The organism is Shewanella sp. GD03713 (assembly GCF_029843705.1).
GTDB lineage: Bacteria > Pseudomonadota > Gammaproteobacteria > Enterobacterales > Shewanellaceae > Shewanella.
Window position 1 is genome coordinate 1,107,021 of the sequence record NZ_JAOCIW010000001.1, and the last position, 18,821, is coordinate 1,125,841.

16 protein-coding genes and 1 tRNA gene are annotated in these 18,821 nt (G+C 49.2%); 9 read left to right on the forward strand and 8 right to left on the reverse strand.

Features of this window, described 5'->3' with window-relative positions:
* Positions 1–19: 19 nt before the first annotated feature.
* The 3 genes from N5E87_RS04875 to N5E87_RS04885 all read right to left on the reverse strand — a co-directional run bounded on the left by N5E87_RS04875 (position 20) and on the right by N5E87_RS04885 (position 3,522).
* Positions 20–1,108 (reverse strand): methyl-accepting chemotaxis protein, encoded by a 1,089-nt coding sequence (locus N5E87_RS04875; RefSeq protein ID WP_086903368.1) that lies wholly within the window; start codon positions 1,106–1,108, stop codon positions 20–22.
* A gap of 316 nt (positions 1,109–1,424) precedes the next feature.
* Positions 1,425–2,798: a magnesium transporter gene (gene mgtE, locus N5E87_RS04880; protein ID WP_086903367.1), complete on the reverse strand. Its 1,374-nt coding sequence runs from the start codon at positions 2,796–2,798 to the stop codon at positions 1,425–1,427.
* A 22-nt stretch (positions 2,799–2,820) separates the two neighbouring features.
* Positions 2,821–3,522, reverse strand: coding sequence for a hypothetical protein (locus N5E87_RS04885; RefSeq protein WP_086903366.1), 702 nt, complete (start codon positions 3,520–3,522; stop codon positions 2,821–2,823).
* 681 nt (positions 3,523–4,203) lie between these two features.
* Here N5E87_RS04885 and N5E87_RS04890 point away from each other — a divergent pair.
* Entirely contained in the window at positions 4,204–5,337 is a 1,134-nt protein-coding gene (locus tag N5E87_RS04890) for an endonuclease/exonuclease/phosphatase family protein (RefSeq protein ID WP_086903365.1), read from the forward strand.
* Positions 5,338–5,376: 39 nt separating this feature from the next.
* Here the strand turns inward: N5E87_RS04890 and N5E87_RS04895 are convergent, their stop codons facing one another.
* The 3 genes from N5E87_RS04895 to N5E87_RS04905 all read right to left on the reverse strand — a co-directional run bounded on the left by N5E87_RS04895 (position 5,377) and on the right by N5E87_RS04905 (position 7,606).
* Positions 5,377–6,192: a DNA-binding domain-containing protein gene (locus tag N5E87_RS04895; RefSeq protein ID WP_126512570.1), complete on the reverse strand. Its 816-nt coding sequence runs from the start codon at positions 6,190–6,192 to the stop codon at positions 5,377–5,379.
* A complete protein-coding gene (locus N5E87_RS04900; protein WP_126512572.1) occupies positions 6,189–7,070 on the reverse strand; it encodes a DUF692 domain-containing protein in 882 nt (293 codons plus the stop codon). Before N5E87_RS04900 ends, N5E87_RS04895 begins: the two co-directional genes overlap by 4 nt.
* Before the next feature lie 83 nt (positions 7,071–7,153).
* Positions 7,154–7,606 (reverse strand): hypothetical protein, encoded by a 453-nt coding sequence (locus N5E87_RS04905; RefSeq protein ID WP_126512574.1) that lies wholly within the window; start codon positions 7,604–7,606, stop codon positions 7,154–7,156.
* A gap of 468 nt (positions 7,607–8,074) precedes the next feature.
* Between N5E87_RS04905 and N5E87_RS04910 the strand changes: the two genes are divergently transcribed.
* On the forward strand, positions 8,075–9,265 hold the full coding sequence (locus tag N5E87_RS04910; protein ID WP_126512576.1) for a class I SAM-dependent methyltransferase: 1,191 nt from the start codon (positions 8,075–8,077) through the stop codon (positions 9,263–9,265).
* A 107-nt stretch (positions 9,266–9,372) separates the two neighbouring features.
* Here the strand turns inward: N5E87_RS04910 and rpiA are convergent, their stop codons facing one another.
* Positions 9,373–10,032 carry a ribose-5-phosphate isomerase RpiA gene (gene rpiA, locus N5E87_RS04915; protein WP_011621766.1) on the reverse strand — a complete coding sequence of 220 codons (660 nt, stop codon included), beginning with the start codon at positions 10,030–10,032 and terminating at the stop codon, positions 9,373–9,375.
* A 309-nt stretch (positions 10,033–10,341) separates the two neighbouring features.
* Here rpiA and N5E87_RS04920 point away from each other — a divergent pair, with 309 nt between their 5' ends.
* The 7 genes from N5E87_RS04920 (at position 10,342) to N5E87_RS04950 (ending at position 17,847) form a co-directional block, all read left to right on the forward strand.
* A complete protein-coding gene (locus N5E87_RS04920) occupies positions 10,342–11,268 on the forward strand; it encodes a DUF808 domain-containing protein (RefSeq protein ID WP_126512578.1) in 927 nt (308 codons plus the stop codon).
* A gap of 85 nt (positions 11,269–11,353) precedes the next feature.
* A complete protein-coding gene (locus N5E87_RS04925; protein ID WP_126512580.1) occupies positions 11,354–12,265 on the forward strand; it encodes a 3'-5' exonuclease in 912 nt (303 codons plus the stop codon).
* A 43-nt stretch (positions 12,266–12,308) separates the two neighbouring features.
* Positions 12,309–13,277, forward strand: coding sequence for a hypothetical protein (locus N5E87_RS04930; protein ID WP_126512582.1), 969 nt, complete (start codon positions 12,309–12,311; stop codon positions 13,275–13,277).
* Between the two features lie 615 nt (positions 13,278–13,892).
* A tRNA-Trp gene (locus N5E87_RS04935) sits at positions 13,893–13,969 on the forward strand.
* Positions 13,970–14,127: 158 nt separating this feature from the next.
* Entirely contained in the window at positions 14,128–14,418 is a 291-nt protein-coding gene (locus N5E87_RS04940) for a DUF2946 domain-containing protein (protein ID WP_126512586.1), read from the forward strand.
* A gap of 83 nt (positions 14,419–14,501) precedes the next feature.
* Entirely contained in the window at positions 14,502–16,652 is a 2,151-nt protein-coding gene (locus tag N5E87_RS04945; protein ID WP_126512588.1) for a TonB-dependent siderophore receptor, read from the forward strand.
* Positions 16,642–17,847, forward strand: coding sequence for a heparan-alpha-glucosaminide N-acetyltransferase domain-containing protein (locus N5E87_RS04950; RefSeq protein ID WP_126512590.1), 1,206 nt, complete (start codon positions 16,642–16,644; stop codon positions 17,845–17,847). The genes N5E87_RS04945 and N5E87_RS04950 overlap by 11 nt, the downstream gene beginning before the upstream one ends.
* 349 nt (positions 17,848–18,196) lie before the next feature.
* Here N5E87_RS04950 and dpsA read toward each other — a convergent pair whose 3' ends face one another.
* Complete coding sequence (gene dpsA / locus N5E87_RS04955; protein WP_037415139.1) at positions 18,197–18,664, reverse strand: DNA starvation/stationary phase protection protein DpsA; 468 nt, start codon at positions 18,662–18,664, stop codon at positions 18,197–18,199.
* Positions 18,665–18,821 lie beyond the last annotated feature (157 nt).

Genomic DNA, 18,821 nt, shown 5'->3' on the forward strand with positions numbered 1-18,821 from the left:
CTCTGCTGACACTTGCGAGTTACTGGCGATACACATCTCGCAGTAGATTATCGAGGCAAGCCACAACCCGCATACTCGAGTCTTCCATAGCATGTAACTGCTTTACCATGTCAGCTAAGTTGCCTTTCTGTTTTGCTGCCAGCGCCGCTTTACCCGCATCGTGCACTGCTTTATGGGGAGCGTCGAGAGCTTTAAAGTTGCTTAAATGCTGATAATTTTCCGCGCCAAATCCTTTGAAATACCATTGCCCCAAACGGCACTCTGTATGGGAGTTCACACTGTGGTTATGTTGATTCTTCTCAATTAATTGATACACATGGCTCTTCCATACTGCGTGGTCGAGTTTAGTGGTATTTAAAAAAGAAGCGGTCGCCGCATTGTGGATCACCTGCTGCATTTTGTGGGAGCGTTGGAGTACATCTTCAACCACTTGGCCGATTTGAGCCGAAGAGGAGGCGACATCGAGGGCGCTGTTTTGATTGTTGTGCACAATTTCTTTGATATTCGACGCCTGTGCCACAATCTGTTTTACCAGTTTTTCAATTTGGCTACTGGCCTCGTGGGCCTTGCTGGCGAGTTGTCTTACCTCGTCGGCGACAACAGCAAAGCCTCGGCCAGCTTCTCCCGCACGAGCCGCTTCGATGGCGGCATTGAGGGCGAGTAGGTTGGTTTGCTCTGAAATGCCTTGAATGGCGGAGACAAACTGATTAATTGATGAGGTAGTGTTATTCAGCTCGGTTACGGCATCCATACTGTTGGTGGCTTGCTTGTTGATGTCAGTCGCGCGGCTACCTAAATTGGCAATTGCTACCCGTGTTTGATCAAATATTTTGTCTAATTCAGACAGCGCAGCCTGTTCTTCGGTGAGTAATTCGGCGCTGCTGGCTAGGCCTTCTCTCACTGCATTTAACATCTCGCCGCCTTGGTTTTGGCAGGCGATGACTTCGCTATACAGATCAATATGCTGACGGGACTGTTGCTGCATGGCCTCGTTTTCTCGGGCCATGTTTTTTAACTCTTCAATTTCCAATTCGTGTCTGTGTTGTTGATCCATCAGCCGCTGTTTAAGCGCTTCGTTTTCTGCTTTGAGTTTGGAATGAAACCACATAAAAACCTCTAAACCTTTGTCGATATTGTTATGGCAGCAGCTTGTTCGCCGATTAATGGGCGATTCCTGTGAGGCAGGTGTTAAATCAAAATGCGGCTAGTAAAAGCGTAATCTACCCCAGCGTTTTATTCTTATCATTTTCTTAATAAACAACAAATTTATGAACTGGCGCAAATAACGGGCCTCAACCAGATGGGAAGACAGAGCGATAAATGCCTTTGTCTTCCCATGGTGGTTTTAAGCTATGACACCAATCTGTGCGTCACAGTGGCATTTGACTGCAAACGCTGTGACGACTTGTTAGAAGGTCATCGACCTATGCCGTTGGTAAGTCGAGTATCAGAGTGGCAATACTAAAGTAAACCAGCACACCAATGATATCGGCTATTGAGGTGATAAGTGGCGCGCTGGCTGAAGCTGGATCCATTTTTAACTTGCTGAGTAAAAAGGGCAGTGACATACCAATCAGGCTGCCAATGATCACCACAATTTGCATGGTCAGTGCGACGACGAGGGCAATTTCAGGGCCGCCGCGCCAGAAACCGAGCAAGGACACCGCCAGCGCCATGCTGGCACCGAGTAATCCCGCAACCCCTAACTCGCGCCCTAGCAGTGAGAGCCAATCCTTGAGTATCACTTCGCCCGTGGCTAATCCCCGCACCATTAGGGTAGCGGATTGCGAGCCTGCATTACCGCCGCTGTCGATAAGTAAGGGCAGGAAGAAGACTAAAGACACATAGCTCGAAATTGTATCTTCGAAAAAGGCGATGCCCGCCCCGGAGAAGATATTGCCAAAGACCAAAATCACCAACCAGACCACGCGCTTACGGTAGAGTAGCCCTATGCTTGCGGTCTTTAAATTGTGTTCGATATTGCCGATGGCCGCGGTTTTGGTGAACTCGAGATCGGCCTGTGAGCTGGCAATATCCATCGCATCGTCATAGGTCACAATCCCGACCAATTGCCCCTTACCATTGATGATGGGCAGGGCCAGCAGATCGTAATGGGCGATCATCTGCACCGCTTCTTGGCATTGGGCGTTGGCATCCAAGGCAATGGGGTTGGGCTTCATAAAATCGACCACCCGTTCTTCTGGCTGAGCCAGCAGTAATTGCCGTAGCGAGACTGTACCAATTAAGCGTCCCAACATATCAACCACATAGGCTTGATATATGGTTTCTTTGTCGGCGGTTTCCGTGCGAAGCATATCAATCGCCTGGGCGGCGGTATGTCGACTATTGAGTAAGGTGTAATCCGATGTCATCGCCGCACCGACCTTGGTTTTATCGTAGGCGGCTAAGGTACGCAGATCTTCCCGTTTAGCCTGCGCTAACACTGGCAAGAAGAGTTTTTGCTGCTCGGGTTCAAGCAGATTGTAGAGATCGGCGCGCTCATCCGCCGCCATCGTCAGTAATAGCGACGATAGTGTCGCTTTATCAAGCTGTTGCACTAATGCGGCTTGCTGCTCATCGCTTAAATAGCGCAGTAAATCGGCGGCAACTTTTGCCGGTGCCAGTTGCAAAAACACTAATTGCTGCGACTGACTAAAGGTGCTGAGCGCGGTGGCAATGTCCGCGGAATGGCGCTCTTTGGCCAAGGCGACCATGCTCTCGCTGTCGCGTTGTTCTAGGATGATTTGCAGGGCTAAGATGATTTGCTTAGTGTTTTTTTGGTTGTTGTTCATGTTCATAGGTCATTCTCCCAACGAGCTATTAGCCAAAGAAAAAAGTGATATCAGCACCGAATTGCTGGGCGTTTCCCTTAAGGTCATTGCCTAGGCTGAACTCGAGTTGCCACTGTCTTTTGAGTAACCATTGATAGGCAAGACGGTAGGCGTGTGCCTCGGGTGCTTTGCGATAAATTTCGCCGATCCATTGCTGATCTTCGCTCTGCGCTAAGGCAATGGCGATGCCTGCGATCAGTTGTGGCGACTGAGCCGCGTGTTGATAAAAGCCCAAATTGCTATAGAGGCGTAAATCCCGCTCCGCCATCTGATATCCCATAATGCCGAGCACTTCTGTGGCAATGGGGTGTGGCTCTTGATGATGGTGTTGCAGATTAATAGCCAGCGCGCTCTGCCAAGGGCCAGTGTCGATAGACAAGGGTAATTTAATGCCCAGCTCGGCTTGCTGTTGGTTCTTGCTGCTGTCTGCTTGTTCTTCAACGCTTAGATGTTGATGTTCAAGCCCTAAGTGCCATTCCCATTGTCCTTGGTTGCAGGTTGCCGCCGTTTTGAGTGCTGTCGCAGAGTGATCCGATCTAGGTTGTTGCCAGCCGAGTTGCAGCTCGCAACGCTCGGCGATGCCGGGATCATCAACGTCCAGTAAAGAAGCGTTCGCTGTGACGCTAAGACATAGCCCAAAGAGGGCCAAAGGATGCCGGGCTAAGGTGGATGTATGTTTGATATAAGCCATAGGTAAACTCCCAAAGTAAGGGAAGCCTACTGGGGCAAAACATGCGTGAAGATGTATTCAATGGTCAGCACTTTCCCTCCAGCCAAAGGCCGGATAAAACCAATAGCCGAGCGCACGCGCTGACATGATTGGCCATGGGTAAAGGCTCAAATTGAATATATGGGAGTGGAGTGAGGAAGCGTCACGCTACTACCCTGCCTAGCAGGTAGCAGCAAAAACATTGCGGGCTAGTGCTAGGTGTTTAATCCTGTCACTTGGACAGGGCATCTACTGTCACTTATGTGTGTGCCCACAGTGGGTCTCCGCAATGATAAAAGTGGCTAGATTCTAAACCGCGAAAACGCAAAGTCAAACCCGAGTGCCAATTCACTATGTTTATGTTTGAATTTGGTTTTTATTCTTGAGTGAATTGAGTTAGTTGGTTTTAATCTTGTTGCGTCTTGGTGGTTAAGTGTTCTCAGTGAGTGGGTTGCTTGTTGGTTTTATGGGCTTTCTTGCCTAGGTTGCTGGTGGCAATGAGCATGCTGTGATTGATGAGCAAATCGATTTAGGTATAACCTTGGGTATCACGCCTTAAGATGGCATCTCTTGCCTAAGTCGTTGGGGAAATAGGTCATTTTGATGCGTAAATCCGTTAAAGGCGCTGTTGAGAGCATGATTTGGCTAAGGAGGAATAATACCGTGGCGCAGCATTCCCCAGAATTGTCGAGTTCGACCGAGGCGACGCAATCGAATATTAAAATTGCGACTGTGAATCTATTTAACTTTATCGAGCCGCCCTCAGCCTTTTACGATTTTGAGAATATCTATAGCCACGGCCAATGGCAGAAAAAGTGCCAGTGGTTTAGCGAGTTATTGGCTCAACATCATCCGGATATTGTTGGGTTTCAGGAGGTATTTAGCCCCGAACCGTTACGCCAGCTTGCGTTGCAGCAGGGACTCACTCACTTTGCGGTGGTCGATAGTGCAACCTTGGTCAGTGACTATATCTACCAAAGCCCTGTGGTGGCTTTGGCGTCTCGCTTCCTTATCCTAGAGGTACATGCTATCGAACCAGAGGCGCACTTAGTGGCGGCGATGGGCCTGTCGAGCGAATTTAGCTTTAGCCGTAAAGTGTTACGGGCGACGGTGGCGGTGCCGCAGATTGGCCCCTGTGATTGCTATGTGGTTCATTTTAAATCTAAGCGGCCGGGATTGGCTTTAGAGCCGCATCCCTTGGGCTTGTCGTTAAATGCACCGTCGGATCTTAAGTTACACGCCGAGACTAAGCTATTAACCGAACAGGCCCTCGGGCGCTGGGCGTCGACCATGCAGCGGGGCGCCGAGGCGGCATTGCTGTTCCATGCCATACTCGCCAGAAGACAGAGTGCCAAACATCCGGTGATCCTGATGGGGGATTTTAACGATAGTTTGTCCTTAGGCGCGTTGGATGCGTTAACCCTCCAAGGCGAAGCGCTGCACAGTAACGATATTAAAGCCGCTGGGCTTGGGCATTTATCCGATGTGATGTTAGCGCAAGTGTTTGCCCACTATCGATTACAAGATGCTTATGAGCTGTTTATCGAAGCCAATGTAGCCGATAACGCCGTCCATTACCGTGAGCATAGGGCGCCCACCCATTACTATGGCCCTAAAGGATCTGTGCTGGATTATGTGTTGCTCTCCAATGAGTTTGATGCCAGCGATAGCCGCAGTTTGGCGCAAGTGGTGGATTATCAGACCTGTGATAGACATTTAGTCAGGCCCGAATATGAGCGAGATGCCTATAGTACCGACCATGCGCCCGTGATGGTGGAGTTGGCACTGCGGCGTTAGCGGTTCGAGCCGCTGCTTGTGTATAGAGCGGCTGATGCCTTAATCATTCGATTGAACACTCAATATCAAGCCTAATTGAAACCAAGCTTGCAGCGATTGCAACAGCTGCTGCATGGCTTCTTCTGGCGCAAAAAAGTTCAGCATCAATTCGCATTGCTCGGCAATATTGGCGCCGTGAATAAATCCTTGAATCAAGGCGAATTGGTATTCAGCGAGGGAAATAAATTCCGTTAAACGGCTTTCACCGCGCCAGAGTAACCAAGCGCGTTTACCTTGATAATCGGGCGCGGGCGGGACTTGTTGATGCTTTAAGGCTTGCCAGATTTCGACCGCATTGCTGGCACACTCAAAAAGCTGCACGCTAGGGTGAAAACGCAGTTGGCAATAGGGCCAAGCATCGGCGGGTAAGGATTGCAGCGCCGCAAAACTTGCGCGCTGTTCATCCTTGGCATCGAAGGTGTTGAGTAGTCTGCGCTCGAATCTGGCGATATCGCTGATAATCGGATACTGGCTAAAAAAAGCGTCGCTGGCTAAGTAGTCGGGCAGGGCATCGGCAAATTGGCGTAACGAGGTAAAACGTGAGGGCTGGTGGGCGATATAGCCATTGGCCATGCGCGCAAATAAGTCATCGCCCAAATACAGACCGAGTATTTCATGGTCGGTATCGAGGACTTCGGTTAAGCGAATGCGATAGGCATTGGCGTAAATCTGCATGCGGATATCGCGCCCCACGCCGCCTTGCTCGGCAACTTTGTCACTAAAGGATTTTTCTATGGTTTCTAGTATCGGCGTTTGGGCGGCGCATGCCAGCAGATAATCCATAAATTGCTGTTGGATCTCGCGAAGTTGACTCATGCCACCGTCTCCTGCCGCGGTCTGTAAACCAGAGGATGTGACTCGCCTAACGTAGTGCGGGCGATGTTACGGGCAATCGCCAACTCGGCTTCTAATGCATTAAATTCGGGGATATTGGCATCGCGCTCAATCATAGTGCTGATGCCACCAAAGCGGGTTAATGCCTGCCGATACAGCTCCCACACACTGGGACAAACGTCGTGATCATGGGTGTCGATAACATAGTCGCCGTAATCCGAGTGACCCGCTAAGTGAAATTGTTGCACCCGATTAGGCGCGATTTGCAGCAGATAATCCTCAGCGGGGAACTGATGGTTACGGGCGCTGACATAGATGTTGTTGATGTCTAACAGTAATAGGCAATCTGCCTCCTCGGCTACTGCGTTAACAAATTGCCACTCATTCATGGTGGAGTCTTGGTAGGACAAATAGCTGGAGACGTTCTCCATCAGAATGCGGCGGCCTAAAAAGTCCTGCACTATGCCGATGCGCTCGGCCACGTGTCTTACGGTTTCTTCGGTGTAGGGTAGGGGCAATAAGTCATGGCTATTGATGCCGTGGATGGAGGTCCAGCAAATATGATCCGAAATCCATTGGGGTTGTACTTCATTCGCGAGTTGTTTGAGCGCCTTAAGATAATCCATATTCAGTGGATCTGTGCTGCCGATGGATAAAGAAACGCCGTGCATCACCAGTGGATAACGCTCGGCAATCTCACTCAGGTAATAGCGGGGTTTTCCGCCTGCGACCATAAAGTTTTCCGAGAGTATCTCGAACCAGTCGACTTCGGGCTGATGCCTAAGCACATGGTCGAAGTGCTGGGTTCGCAGCCCTAAACCAAAACCTAGGGTGGGGTGAGTGAGATGCTGTTTATCCATGTATCAACCTCATGATGACTGAGTGACTGAAGCGGCCCAGATTCCGGCCGCTTCTTCCTCTGTGCCAAGCTTGCGGGTAAGCCTTAGGCGCCGACCTTGCCACCTAAGTCGCCACAGGCTTTGGCTGGGGTGGCCACAAAACCACTGCCTTTGCAGCTGGCGTGTCCGGCGCAGGCATTGTCAGCGGTCTTGCAGTCGTTATGGCCTTTGCAGGTATTGATGCCATAGCAGTGTACTAGCTCGGTATTGGCGATTTTGCCCACCCAATCATCGGCTACTTTGCCACCGACATCGCCACAACTCTTGGTTGGCATAGCCACAAATCCACTGCCTTTACAGCTGGCGTGTCCGGCGCAGGCGTTATCTGCGGTTTTACAGTCGTTATGGCCTTTACAGGTATTCACGCCATAACAGTGGACGAGGTCGCTACTGTCGGCGCTGGTCATAGGTTCTGCTGCATTCACTTGGCTTGCCATACCGGCCATGGCCATAGCAAGTGCTGCACCTGAAAGTGCGGTTTGGGCTTTCTTATTCATGGTCTCTTCCTTTGCATTCTGACTACATGAGTCATCTTGTTGATTAGCTTGCTTTTATAACGACAGCACCAATAGGCAGCATATAAAGCGGATGGATAAACACAGGAATAAGCCTAGTTGCTTGTGCAGCTTTTGCTTAAGTCCTGTTACTGGGATAAGACCTTAAGGGGCGAGAATATCTTTCAGCAAAATCCTGTTTCTCTCGTCGAAAATCGTGCTGGCTTGCCAAAAATCGGCTGTGGTAAGTGGGTTTTGCGGCGAAAACTAAGCTATGATCGCCATCAATTAGCGCGGCACTATTGCGCGTTGTTGACGGTGGACGTGCGTTGTTTACGGTGGATTGCTCGCGCTCAAACGATATTAGGTATATTATCCGCTTCCATTTTTTGAAGACGGCGCCTGACGAACTTAACGCAGTTTGTTGTGGCGGTTCAATTTAGCAAGGCGGTACTTTTTTAAGGCGGTACTATGGCAGTCAGAATCAAACTTAAACCCGGTCGCGAAAAGTCCCTTGAGCGTCGTCATCCTTGGGTCTTTTCCAACGGGATCCACAACGTTAAAGGTAAACCCGAAGCGGGCGATACCGTCGATGTGGTTGCCCATGATGGTCATTGGTTGGGCCGTGGTGCCTGGTCTCCTGAGTCTCAAATCCAAGTGCGGATTTGGACTTTTGATCGCGAAGAAGAAATTGACCGTGAGTTTTTTAAGCGCCGTATTCTGCGTGCCCAAGCGGGACGCGACGATCTGATTCGTGAGCAAGGCTTAACCGGTTACCGCTTAATTGCCGCCGAGTCCGATGGTTTGCCCGGTATCACTATTGATAAATACGCCAATGTGTTGGTCTGCCAATTGCTGAGCATGGGCGCCGATGTGTGGCGTGACACTATTGTCGATGTGCTCGCAGAGCTGTACCCCGATTGCGCGATTTACGAGCGCTCAGACGTCGATTCCCGTAAGAAAGAAGGCTTAGCTTCCACCATGGGACTGCTCCATGGCACGCTGCCTGAAATGCCCGTCATCATTGAAGAAAACGGTATCAAGATTGCCGTCGATGTGACTAAGGGTCATAAGACTGGTTTCTACCTCGACCAGCGTGACAACCGTGCCATGGCCGCGCGGTTTGTGAAGGGCAAATCGGTGCTGAACTGTTTTTGCTACACGGGCACCTTTGGTCTATACGCCGCTAAGGCGGGCGCCGCCAGCATTGAAAACGTCGACGTGTCGGCACTTGCCCTCGATACTGCGCGTTTGAACATGCGAGTCAATGGCTTAAATGATGACAATGTGCATTACAACGAAGCCGATGTGTTTAAGCTATTACGTCAGTACCGTGATGAGGGTAAAACCTTCGATGTGATCGTACTCGACCCGCCAAAGTTTGCCGACAATAAGTCGCAGCTCAATGGCGCTTGTCGTGGCTATAAAGATATCAATATGATTGCGCTGCAATTATTAAATCCGGGCGGGGTGCTGTTGACCTTCTCTTGCTCGGGATTAATGCCTGCGGATCTGTTCCAAAAAATCGTTGCCGATGCGGCTCTGGATGCTAAACGTGAGATCCAATTTATCGAGCGTTTAAGCCAGGCGAGCGATCACCCGATTGGCAGCGCCTTCCCAGAAGGTTTTTACCTCAAGGGCTTAGTGGCTCGAGTGTGGTAATCGCTTAATGGCCTTAGTGTCATAAAAAATGAGGGTCATAAAAAATGCCAGTGCAGTTGCACTGGCATTTTTGTTTCTCGCATGGGAGTCTTTCGACTCACCTTGCCTTAAGCGGTAAAGGTTTTCACGCCTTCAGGGGTGCCAACCAGTAACACATCGGCGCCGCGTTTCGCGAACAGACCGTTGGTCACTACGCCAACGATGGCGTTGATCTTCTCTTCTAATTCCTTAGGATTGATGATCTTAAGGTTGTAAACGTCGAGGATCACGTTGCCGTTATCAGTCACAACGCCTTCACGGTACACTGGGTCGCCGCCGAGTTTGACGAGTTCACGGGCCACGTAAGAGCGTGCCATAGGGATCACTTCAACGGGCAGTGGGAATTCACCCAAAATATCCACTTGTTTAGTGTTATCAACAATACAGACAAACTTTTCAGCCACAGCCGCAACGATTTTCTCGCGGGTTAATGCCGCACCGCCGCCTTTGATCATGTCCATATGGCCGTTGATTTCATCGGCACCATCGACATACACAGATAATTTATCGACGCTGTTTAAGTCATAAACTGGGATGCCAAGGGCTTTCATCTTTTGGGTTGAGGCTTCTGAGCTTGATACCGCACCTTCAATATCGGCCTTCATGGTGGCGAGAGCATCGATAAAGTGATTGACGGTTGAGCCTGTGCCTACACCCACAATGCTGTCTTTCTCAACGTATTTGAGAGCAGCCCAGCCAGCGGCTTTTTTCATTTCATCTTGAGTCATGTTGACATCCTGTAATGGCAAATGAGTAAAAATTCTGGGCTTAGTATACTCTTTTCCATCAAAGTGTGTGGTGCTATTGCACTGTAGCTGTGATCTTGGGCGGTGATCTTATGCCGTGTTCGGCTTAATGTGCTTAAGGATTTAATCACTAAGCGAACTCGTTAAAATAAGTGATGTGCCTAAGATAAAGCCCATTTCGCTATTGACGATTCGCTAGGCGGGCTTAATCTAACTAAGTTACTATGGTAAAAGCAGAATTGGCGAAAGCAGAATTGATAAAAACAGCATTATTTGTTTAAGGGAGCATGTATGGCAGGGGCGAGTTTATTAACCTTACTCGACGATATTGCATCCATTTTGGATGACGTGGCGGTGATGAGTAAGGTCGCGGCCAAGAAAACCGCCGGGGTATTAGGGGACGATTTGGCCTTAAACGCCCAGCAAGTCACAGGCGTGAGTGCCGACCGTGAATTACCCGTGGTCTGGGCGGTCGCCTTAGGCTCGTTTCGCAATAAATTGATTTTAGTGCCAGCGGCCATGTTGATCAGCGCCTTTATTCCTTGGGCGGTGACGCCCTTGTTGATGTTCGGTGGCTTGTTTTTATGTTTTGAAGGCTTTGAGAAATTACACCACAGCTATAGCCATCGCAAAGACAAACATGCGGAGCAGGCCGAATCTGACTTACCCGAAATAAGCGATCTGGCGGCCTATGAGAAGGAAAAAGTGAAGGGCGCAATTCGCACCGACTTTGTGTTGTCGGCAGAAATTATCGCCATCACTTTAGGCATAGTCGCGGATAAGTCGCTGACGACGCAATTTTTTACCCTCGCCATTATCGGTATTGTGATGACCATAGGCGTTTATGGTTTGGTGGCGGCGATTGTCAAAATGGACGATGCGGGTTTGTATCTGAGCCAGCGTCAGGGCGAGTCGAGCTTTACTCGCTTTAATCGTAAGTTGGGTTTTGGCTTACTGAGTGCGGCGCCCGTGTTGATGAAGAGCTTAACCATTATCGGTACTGCCGCTATGTTTATGGTGGGCGGCGGCATTCTAACCCATGGATTACATTGGGTCGGCGAGCAAATCCACCATGCCGAGCAATTTGTGGAAACCATTGCCGTTGTCGGCCCAGTGCTTGGATTACTGACGCCAAGCATTCTTAACGCGCTCTTTGGCATCGCGGCGGGCGCGGTGGCGGTACTGCTGATGACTGGATTCCAAAAGCTGCGTAACTGATGCGTTTTTGCTCCTTTATTGCTGATCAGCTAACCCGAGTTGCGCGAGTGCTCGCGGCGATTATTTCAACGCTCAAGGACGAAGTATGCTATTAATGCGTTATTGCCTTTCTCCCAATAAGTTGGCTTGGCTGCGTCAGGAATTAGGCGAACATGCCGACGAGCTTATCGCGGCGATGGATGCTGCTGGGAGTCAATATCTTGCAGGGTTAGCCGAGTCACAAGCGGGGGACTTATCGGCAGCCGATTCGCAACTTAAGTTCCAATGGTTTCAGCAAAAACTCGCCCTAACGACGCGATTAACCGATGCAGAGCTGGCAAACCTCGAACCACTGTCGCTGGTGGATATAAAGGGCGAAATGCGAGTGGAAATGCGGGTCGAAATGCGGGTGGAATTAGTCACACCCGATACGCTTGCCACCGCATTACAACAACTTAGCAGTGAGTCTGTGCTGGGGTTTGATACCGAAACGCGGGCAAGCTTTGAGCCGGGTGTTCAACATCCCTTGAGCTTAGTGCAATTGGCGACCTCAGATGCCTGCTATTTATTTCAGCGGGCGGTATTGGGTGAGAGGCTCGCCGAGCTCAAACCTTTGCTCGAAAATGAACAGATCCTCAAAGTGGGGATTGGATTAAGGGGCGATGGCCAAGCACTGAAACGGGATTGGGATATTCAGGTCTCCCCTAGACTCGATTTGAATTGGGCGATGGCGCAGCTCGGCGCTGGGAAGGAAATGGGTACGCGGCAATTGGTGGTGGCATTACTGCATAAACGCATCGATAAACCTAAAAAAATTACCCTCTCGAATTGGCAACAGGTGCCTTTATCCCAAGCGCAGATTCAGTACGCCGCCCTCGATGCATTGGCGGCAAACCTCTGTTTTTGGCAGTTAATCGACAAGCTGCAAGGTTTTTATGGCAAAACAACCGTCGGTAATAAACCCTTATTGCCGCCGAGTTTAGCCGCACGACTCGCGAGCTATTTTCATCCAGCTTAAGACTTGAGATAAGGTCGTAAAGATAAGGATTAGGGGGCAAGAGATGTTGGATGCGATTTGTGTACTCACAACCGAGGCTACGGCAGAGCACGCTTCGTCGTCATTACGACTCAATCCTCATGCTCAGGCTGGTGTCACCTACAGTGTGTTCAAGTTTCAGCAGTTACCCGAGGCTGAGATTGAGCGTTTGCGCCAGCATTTATATTGCCCCGCCTGCTACGGTAAAGCCTATTTTCGTAAAGCATCTAAGGATGGTAAGGCCGCCTGTTTTGGCTCTCGTTACCATGAGCTCGATTGCATCGAATTTAATCCGTCGGCGCAAAAGTCCCGTGAAGAACAAGATGCCCTCGAAGTGCAGCAACAACTGCTCGACGCCGATGCCTTAGTTATCGATTTTTCGCTTAATCCCAGTAATAAGAAACTCTCTAACTCAGCGCACAAAATCAAGGCTCCCCAAGAGCAAGAGGTGGGAGCCAAAAGTGAAATTGAAAATGATACCGAGCAATTAGCGTCAGTACAGGAGCCCAAAGCTGGCTATCAAGTGGCGGCCGATAAGCCTGAGATAGGTATCACGGCAAAGCGTACTCCGAGCCAAGGGCTAGAAAAGTTACTCCATAGCCTGCTGCGCGGCTCCGAACTGGCGACTTCGGATCTTTGGGTTTACACCGATGATGAACGTAAGTACCGCTGGCGGGCGAAGAATTTGTTTGTGAATTTTGCTGATGCGGATCCGACAGATAACAAACCCCATATGTACTGGGGCACTATCTCCCATAGCGACCCGACGTTATCTTGGCTCAATCCCGCCGACAGTAAAGACATTGGCATTCCAATCGAGGCCGTCAAAACTAAACTGTTTAAGCGCTTTAATATCGAAGATAAGCGGGATTTAGAGGGCGCAGGGCTTATCCTGTTTGGTAAGTGTTTTTGGAATAAGGACAAGACCCGTAAGATTATCCAGCTTTGGGACAATGATTTGCGGCGGATTTTTATCTCAACCCTTGATGATTAACCATCAGCGATGGGATTTAGTCGCGAGTGTAAGGGACCTACTGCGCTTAAATTCATCTTTTAGGCGTTTTCACGACTCTTTTGTTATATGCAGTTAGGTATCTGATGAAACAGTACTCTGTTGTTAAGATAAAATCTTTGAATAAGGAATTTGAGCGCACTGAATGTAGTTTTGGCTCACGAGTGCCTCGCGTTGGTGATATAGCAACGGTCGTCGATGTATACGATGGAGCATTTGATCTAGAGTGCAGCGATGAAAATGGTATAACTCTTTGGTTAGAAATATTTAACCTAAGTGACGCTGATTTGGAGCTAGTGTGCATATAACAAGTCAATCATGTTCGCCCAACAAGTTTGGCTGGGACGCGCAAACTGCGCGCCCCATATTGAAGCGTTAGTTTTTTTAGCATAGAGAGCATCGTTTCTTAATGTTTACTCAGTTGCTGGCGGTTTTTTTTACGTTCAGCACTGAGCTTACATGCTGACTTTTTCAGCTTTATGCCAATTAAATCAACAGTAGATGGCAAACTTGTTTGAAAATTCCTCAGTTAATTAAGTTTGTCATAAAAAGTCCTTTACCTTTGAGAGTGCTTTTAGCATAATGCCCCACGTCAACAGGGGTGTAGTTCCAATTGGTAGAACAGCGGTCTCCAAAACCGATGGTTGCGGGTTCGAGTCCTGCCACCCCTGCCAAATAAAACAACGGCTTGCATAGAAATATGCGAGCCGTTTTATTTTGCGCGCAATAAATTTTATCACCGCATTTGCTTACATTTGTTAAGTAAAGGTATTTGCAACTTTCGTAGTGTCTAACATACAATCGCAAGCCCTTTGGTTTGAGGATGTATGGTTTGAGTTCTGTGATGCTAACAAGGCGCAGATTAGCACTATGGCTTGCCGCCATCTTAGTGTTGCTGTCTGTTGCGTTTGCGGTGCACAGTGTTTCCCACCTCAATGATGATGCCAAGGCCCACTGCGCGCTGTGTTTGCATCAGCACCAATTGCAGCATGCCCTCTCATACTCTCCGCTAGATTTTCAAGTTGCTCAACAGGGTGTTATCTCGGTTGAGTTTGATGTTATTTCCTTTAAGACGCCATTTAGGCGCCACTTCCATAGCCGCGCGCCGCCGCTAACAGCCTAACTCCTGCTTTTATCTATTTCTCTTATTTTTCGAGCGCCTTGGCTTAACTAAGGTGCCCGATGCTGTTTATTTTTGGAGTAAAAATGGCTGTTTATGTGAGCCACAAGCGCTCGGCATTAGTGCTGGGCGTGGCGTTATTGGCGTTGGATGCGAGTGTTCCCCTATTGGCCGCCGAGGTTGTGCAAACTGATACCGCGGGACTTAATGACGACGATATCGAGCGTTTAAGCATTCATTATCGTCAGGCCTACCGCGGCAATGTGCCGGCGACTGAGTTGCCTCAAGCGATTACTGTGCTGGATGAGCAACTGATTAAAGATACTGGGCTGACGCGTTTTCAAGACTTATTAGATTATTCCGCCAGTGTCGCGCGGCAAAACAACGGTGGTGGGCTATGGGATAGTTTTTCGTTACGGGGCTTTCCTGGGAATGAAAACATGCCATCGGGCTATTTAATCAATGGTTTTAATGGTGGTCGAGGCTTTAGCGGTCATAGAGACCTATCGAACGTGGCCTATGTGGAAATCCTCAAAGGCCCGGGTTCGGCGCTTTATGGACGCTCGGAGCCGGGCGGGACTGTGAATATTGTGACTAAAAAGCCGCAGTACGAGGTGCAGGGCTATTTAAAAGCGTCTGCGGGGAGTTTCGATCAATATCGGTTGGAAGGGGATTTTACCTCGGGGCTGACCGATACCTTGGCCTTTAGGATCAATGGTGCTTGGCAGGAGCATGACAGTTTTCGCGATTACGTGTTTAGCGATAAAAAGATCGTCACACCATCGCTGCGCTGGCAATTGTCGGATAAGTCATCGCTCCTGTATGAGGTTGAATATCTTAAGCAAGAACAGTTATTTGATCGTGGCGTAGTGGTGCTCAATAACGACTTTAATACTGTGCCCCGTTCGCGTTACTTGGGCGAGCCCAACGATGGGCCAACGAAAGTGGATGCGACTGGGCATCAGCTTACCTATGAGTATGAATTAAATGAGGATTGGTCGCTTACCGCGGGTTATAACTATCGCGATTCGAGTCTGAATGGCTACTCATCGGATGCCGAATTAGCAAAGGGACGTCAATCCTTATATGACGATGGCCGTACTCTGACGCGGCAGCATCGCTATCGAGATTACGCTTCTGAAGACCATTCAGTGCGTGCTGAACTCAGCGGCCAGTTTGATACTGGTAGCATAAGACACAATCTGCTGCTCGGGACGGATGCCTATCATTATCGACTGAAAACGGGACTCTACCGTTATCGAGGCCAGAAGGGCGCCTATGCTATCGACATCTTTGCCCCCCAATATGGCGCGGCTCAGCCTGAGGTCAGTCTGCTGTATGAAAACCGAGAGACTCAAGATGCCTGGGGGGCCTATTTACAGGATCAATTGGAGTTAACCGAGCACTGGAAATTGCATTTAGGGTTAAGGTTTGACCGTTATTCCCAAGAAATCGCAGAGCAGGTCAACGCGAGTCTGTCGGATCAAAGGGATCACAGAGTCAGCCCGAAAGTCGGATTAGTGTATCAATGGTCTGAGGCGTTAAGTGTTTACGGCTCCTATTCGGAAGGCTTTTTACCGCTTTCAGGCACTGATTATGCGGGTAATCCCTTCGAGCCAGAGGAGAGCAAATCCGTCGAGTTAGGGGTTAAGTTCAAGAGCACTTGGTTTGAGCTACCCGTCAATGGCAGTTTGGCTTGGTTTGATGCGCAAAAGAGCAATATCTTGACCTCAGATCCCGTCAATGTCGGCTTTTCGGCGACCCTTGGTGAAGCCAAAAGCACGGGGATTGAATTGGATGTCGCGGCCGAGTTGACCGAGAGCTTACAAGCGACCTTGTCCTATGCCTACCTGAATACCCGCACGGCGAACGACAGCCTGAATCTGGATTGGGGCGTGTTAATTCCGGCGGGCAGTCCGTTAGTCAATGTGCCAAAACACACGGGCAGTATCATTCTCAAACAGGACTTAAATGATCTTTCTATCGACGGTCATCTAGGGCTGAGTTGGCGTTATGTGGACTCACGCTTAGGTGATTCGGCCGATCCGAGTTTTCAATTACCGAGTTATCAGTTGCTTGGAATGTTCTTTACTACTCGGCTTGGCGAAAACCTAAGTCTCGCGCTCAATGTCGATAACCTGCTGGATGAGCATTATATCGCCAGCAGTTATTCGGCGCTGTGGGCCGTGCCGGGTGAGCCACGTAACGTTAAAGTGAGTATTAGCTATGAATTCTAATACCACAGCGACACTCGCCGCTTCGCCTGAGACACCTCAGCTGCAAGGGCGTCAGCGGATCAATAGCATCGACATGATGCGCGGCTTAGTGATGTTGATTATGTTGCTCGACCATGTGCGGGAGCGATTTTTCCTGCATATGCAGGTGAGCGACCCAATGGATTTAAGCACAACCAACTGGGCGCTGTTTGTCAGCCGTTTTGCGGCGCACTTTTGTGCGCCAGTCTTCGTCTTTTTAACTGGGGTCTCTGCCTGGCTTTATGCCAATCGTGGCCATGGCGAGCCGCGTTCTGCGCGCGAGTTTTTAATCAAGCGCGGACTATTTTTAATCGCCCTCGAAGTATTGGTGATTAATGTCTCATGGATGGGCAATTATCACACCCTGTGGTTGCAGGTGATTTGGGTGATAGGACTGAGCATGTTGGCTCTGGCGGCATTAATCAAGCTCCCAAGACTGTGGATGGCATTACTCGGGCTATTGATTGTTTTTGGCCATAACCTATTGTCGCCTATCCATTTTACGCCGGATGAGTGGGGCTATAGTCTGTGGACGATACTGCATGACCGAGGTTATTTGATTGCCGAGGGCGAGCTTAAGCTGAAGATAAGTTACCCAGCGCTACCATGGATTGGCGTGATTTTATTGGGCTATGTAGCAGGCCCCGTCTTTGGCCGAGGGGGAGATGCGTGGCTGCGTCAGCAAAAATTAATACTGTTATGGCTTGGCTGTATCGTGCTGTTTGGCTTGCTGCGTGGATTCAATCTCTACGGCGAGACGCTACCTTGGCAGTTTGGCGATACCTTAGGCCAAACCTTAATGTCGGTATTCAATCTAACTAAGTATCCGCCATCACTGAGTTTTTTGCTGGTGACCTTGGGCGGGATGTTCTACGGCTTAGTCGTGTTTGAGCGCTATTTTGCGACAGGCGGTGTATTAGGTTGGATGGGGCAGAGGTTAGCAGTGTTTGGCTCAGTGCCTATGTTCTTCTATATCTTGCACTTATATGTACTGCTGTTGCTGTATTCGCTGGCTAAATGGATATTTGGCGCAAACCATGGCGAGCTTTTTGGCGTAGCGCATATGGGATGGGTATGGCTGATAAGCTTAGTCTTGATCCCTTTGCTCTATTATCCCGTGCGCTGGTTTAGCCGTTACAAAGGACAGAGTCAGCAGGCTTGGCTTAAGTATCTCTAAATTAGCTTTAGCATCAATAAATGCCTAGGGCGTGTTGACGTTTCAGGGTTGTTTTTGCAGCAATTTGGCTGGTTTTTAAGCAAGGCAAAGTCCGTGCAGTGTAGTTATTCTACATAAACGGACGATAACGCGGCAGAAAAGCCAGCCAAATGCTGCCCGAAGGGTTCGTCTGGCAAGCTCTTGCTCTTTGTCACTCGTCATTTGAGTAGAATAACTACACATCATTCCTCGTTTCGCGAGCACGTGCTTGCCAGAACGAACAAAATCTAATCTCGAAACGTTAACACGCCCTAATAAAATGGCCGAGCGCGTGACTGCTCGGCCATTTGGCTTGGGGATGATGAAAGGGTTATTCGCTTAATAAGCTACGTAACATCCACGCATTTTTCTCGTGGAGTTGAATGCGCTGGGTGAGTAAATCTGCCGTTGCCTCATCGTTGGCTTGGCTAACCAAGGGATAGAGCGCACGGGCATTTCTAATCACTACTTCTTGGTCGCTTAACAGTTCACGGATCATGGTTTCAGCTTTAGTGACACCTTGATCTTCACGGATTTCGGTCAACTTGGCATAGTCCGAATAGGAACCTAATGCCCTTGCGCCCAATGCTCGTACCCGCTCGGCGATTAAATCGACCGCTAAGGCAAGCTCGGTATATTGCTGTTCAAACAATAAGTGCAAGCTAGTGAACATGGGGCCTGTGACGTTCCAGTGAAAGCTGTGGGTCTTAAGGTAAAGGCTGTAGCTGTCGGCCAATAACTGATTTAACCCTGCGGCGATTTCTTCTCTATGAGCTTGGTTGATGCCGATGTTAATCATGGAAATTCCTCCTATTGTCCTACTCAATGAAGATAGATTATCAAATAAGCTAAACATATAAAGCGGTTAAAATAGATTCATAAAATCGATTTTACAGATTAAAGCGTAAGTAAACGTTTGGCTTGAGCCATGAACCGTATCTTGGCAATAACATTCG

Excerpts from the sequence above, each read along its gene's own strand:
- N5E87_RS04875 (WP_086903368.1), bottom strand. The coding sequence starts at position 1,108 with ATGTGGTTTCATTCCAAACTCAAAGCAGAAAACGAAGCGCTTAAACAG.
- mgtE (WP_086903367.1), bottom strand. The coding sequence starts at position 2,798 with ATGAACATGAACAACAACCAAAAAAACACTAAGCAAATCATCTTAGCC.
- N5E87_RS04885 (WP_086903366.1), bottom strand. The coding sequence starts at position 3,522 with ATGGCTTATATCAAACATACATCCACCTTAGCCCGGCATCCTTTGGCC.
- N5E87_RS04895 (WP_126512570.1), bottom strand. The coding sequence starts at position 6,192 with ATGAGTCAACTTCGCGAGATCCAACAGCAATTTATGGATTATCTGCTG.
- N5E87_RS04900 (WP_126512572.1), bottom strand. The coding sequence starts at position 7,070 with ATGGATAAACAGCATCTCACTCACCCCACCCTAGGTTTTGGTTTAGGG.
- N5E87_RS04905 (WP_126512574.1), bottom strand. The coding sequence starts at position 7,606 with ATGAATAAGAAAGCCCAAACCGCACTTTCAGGTGCAGCACTTGCTATG.
- N5E87_RS04910 (WP_126512576.1), top strand. The coding sequence starts at position 8,075 with ATGGCAGTCAGAATCAAACTTAAACCCGGTCGCGAAAAGTCCCTTGAG.
- rpiA (WP_011621766.1), bottom strand. The coding sequence starts at position 10,032 with ATGACTCAAGATGAAATGAAAAAAGCCGCTGGCTGGGCTGCTCTCAAA.
- N5E87_RS04920 (WP_126512578.1), top strand. The coding sequence starts at position 10,342 with ATGGCAGGGGCGAGTTTATTAACCTTACTCGACGATATTGCATCCATT.
- N5E87_RS04925 (WP_126512580.1), top strand. The coding sequence starts at position 11,354 with ATGCTATTAATGCGTTATTGCCTTTCTCCCAATAAGTTGGCTTGGCTG.
- N5E87_RS04930 (WP_126512582.1), top strand. The coding sequence starts at position 12,309 with ATGTTGGATGCGATTTGTGTACTCACAACCGAGGCTACGGCAGAGCAC.
- N5E87_RS04945 (WP_126512588.1), top strand. The coding sequence starts at position 14,502 with ATGGCTGTTTATGTGAGCCACAAGCGCTCGGCATTAGTGCTGGGCGTG.
- N5E87_RS04950 (WP_126512590.1), top strand. The coding sequence starts at position 16,642 with ATGAATTCTAATACCACAGCGACACTCGCCGCTTCGCCTGAGACACCT.
- dpsA (WP_037415139.1), bottom strand. The coding sequence starts at position 18,664 with ATGATTAACATCGGCATCAACCAAGCTCATAGAGAAGAAATCGCCGCA.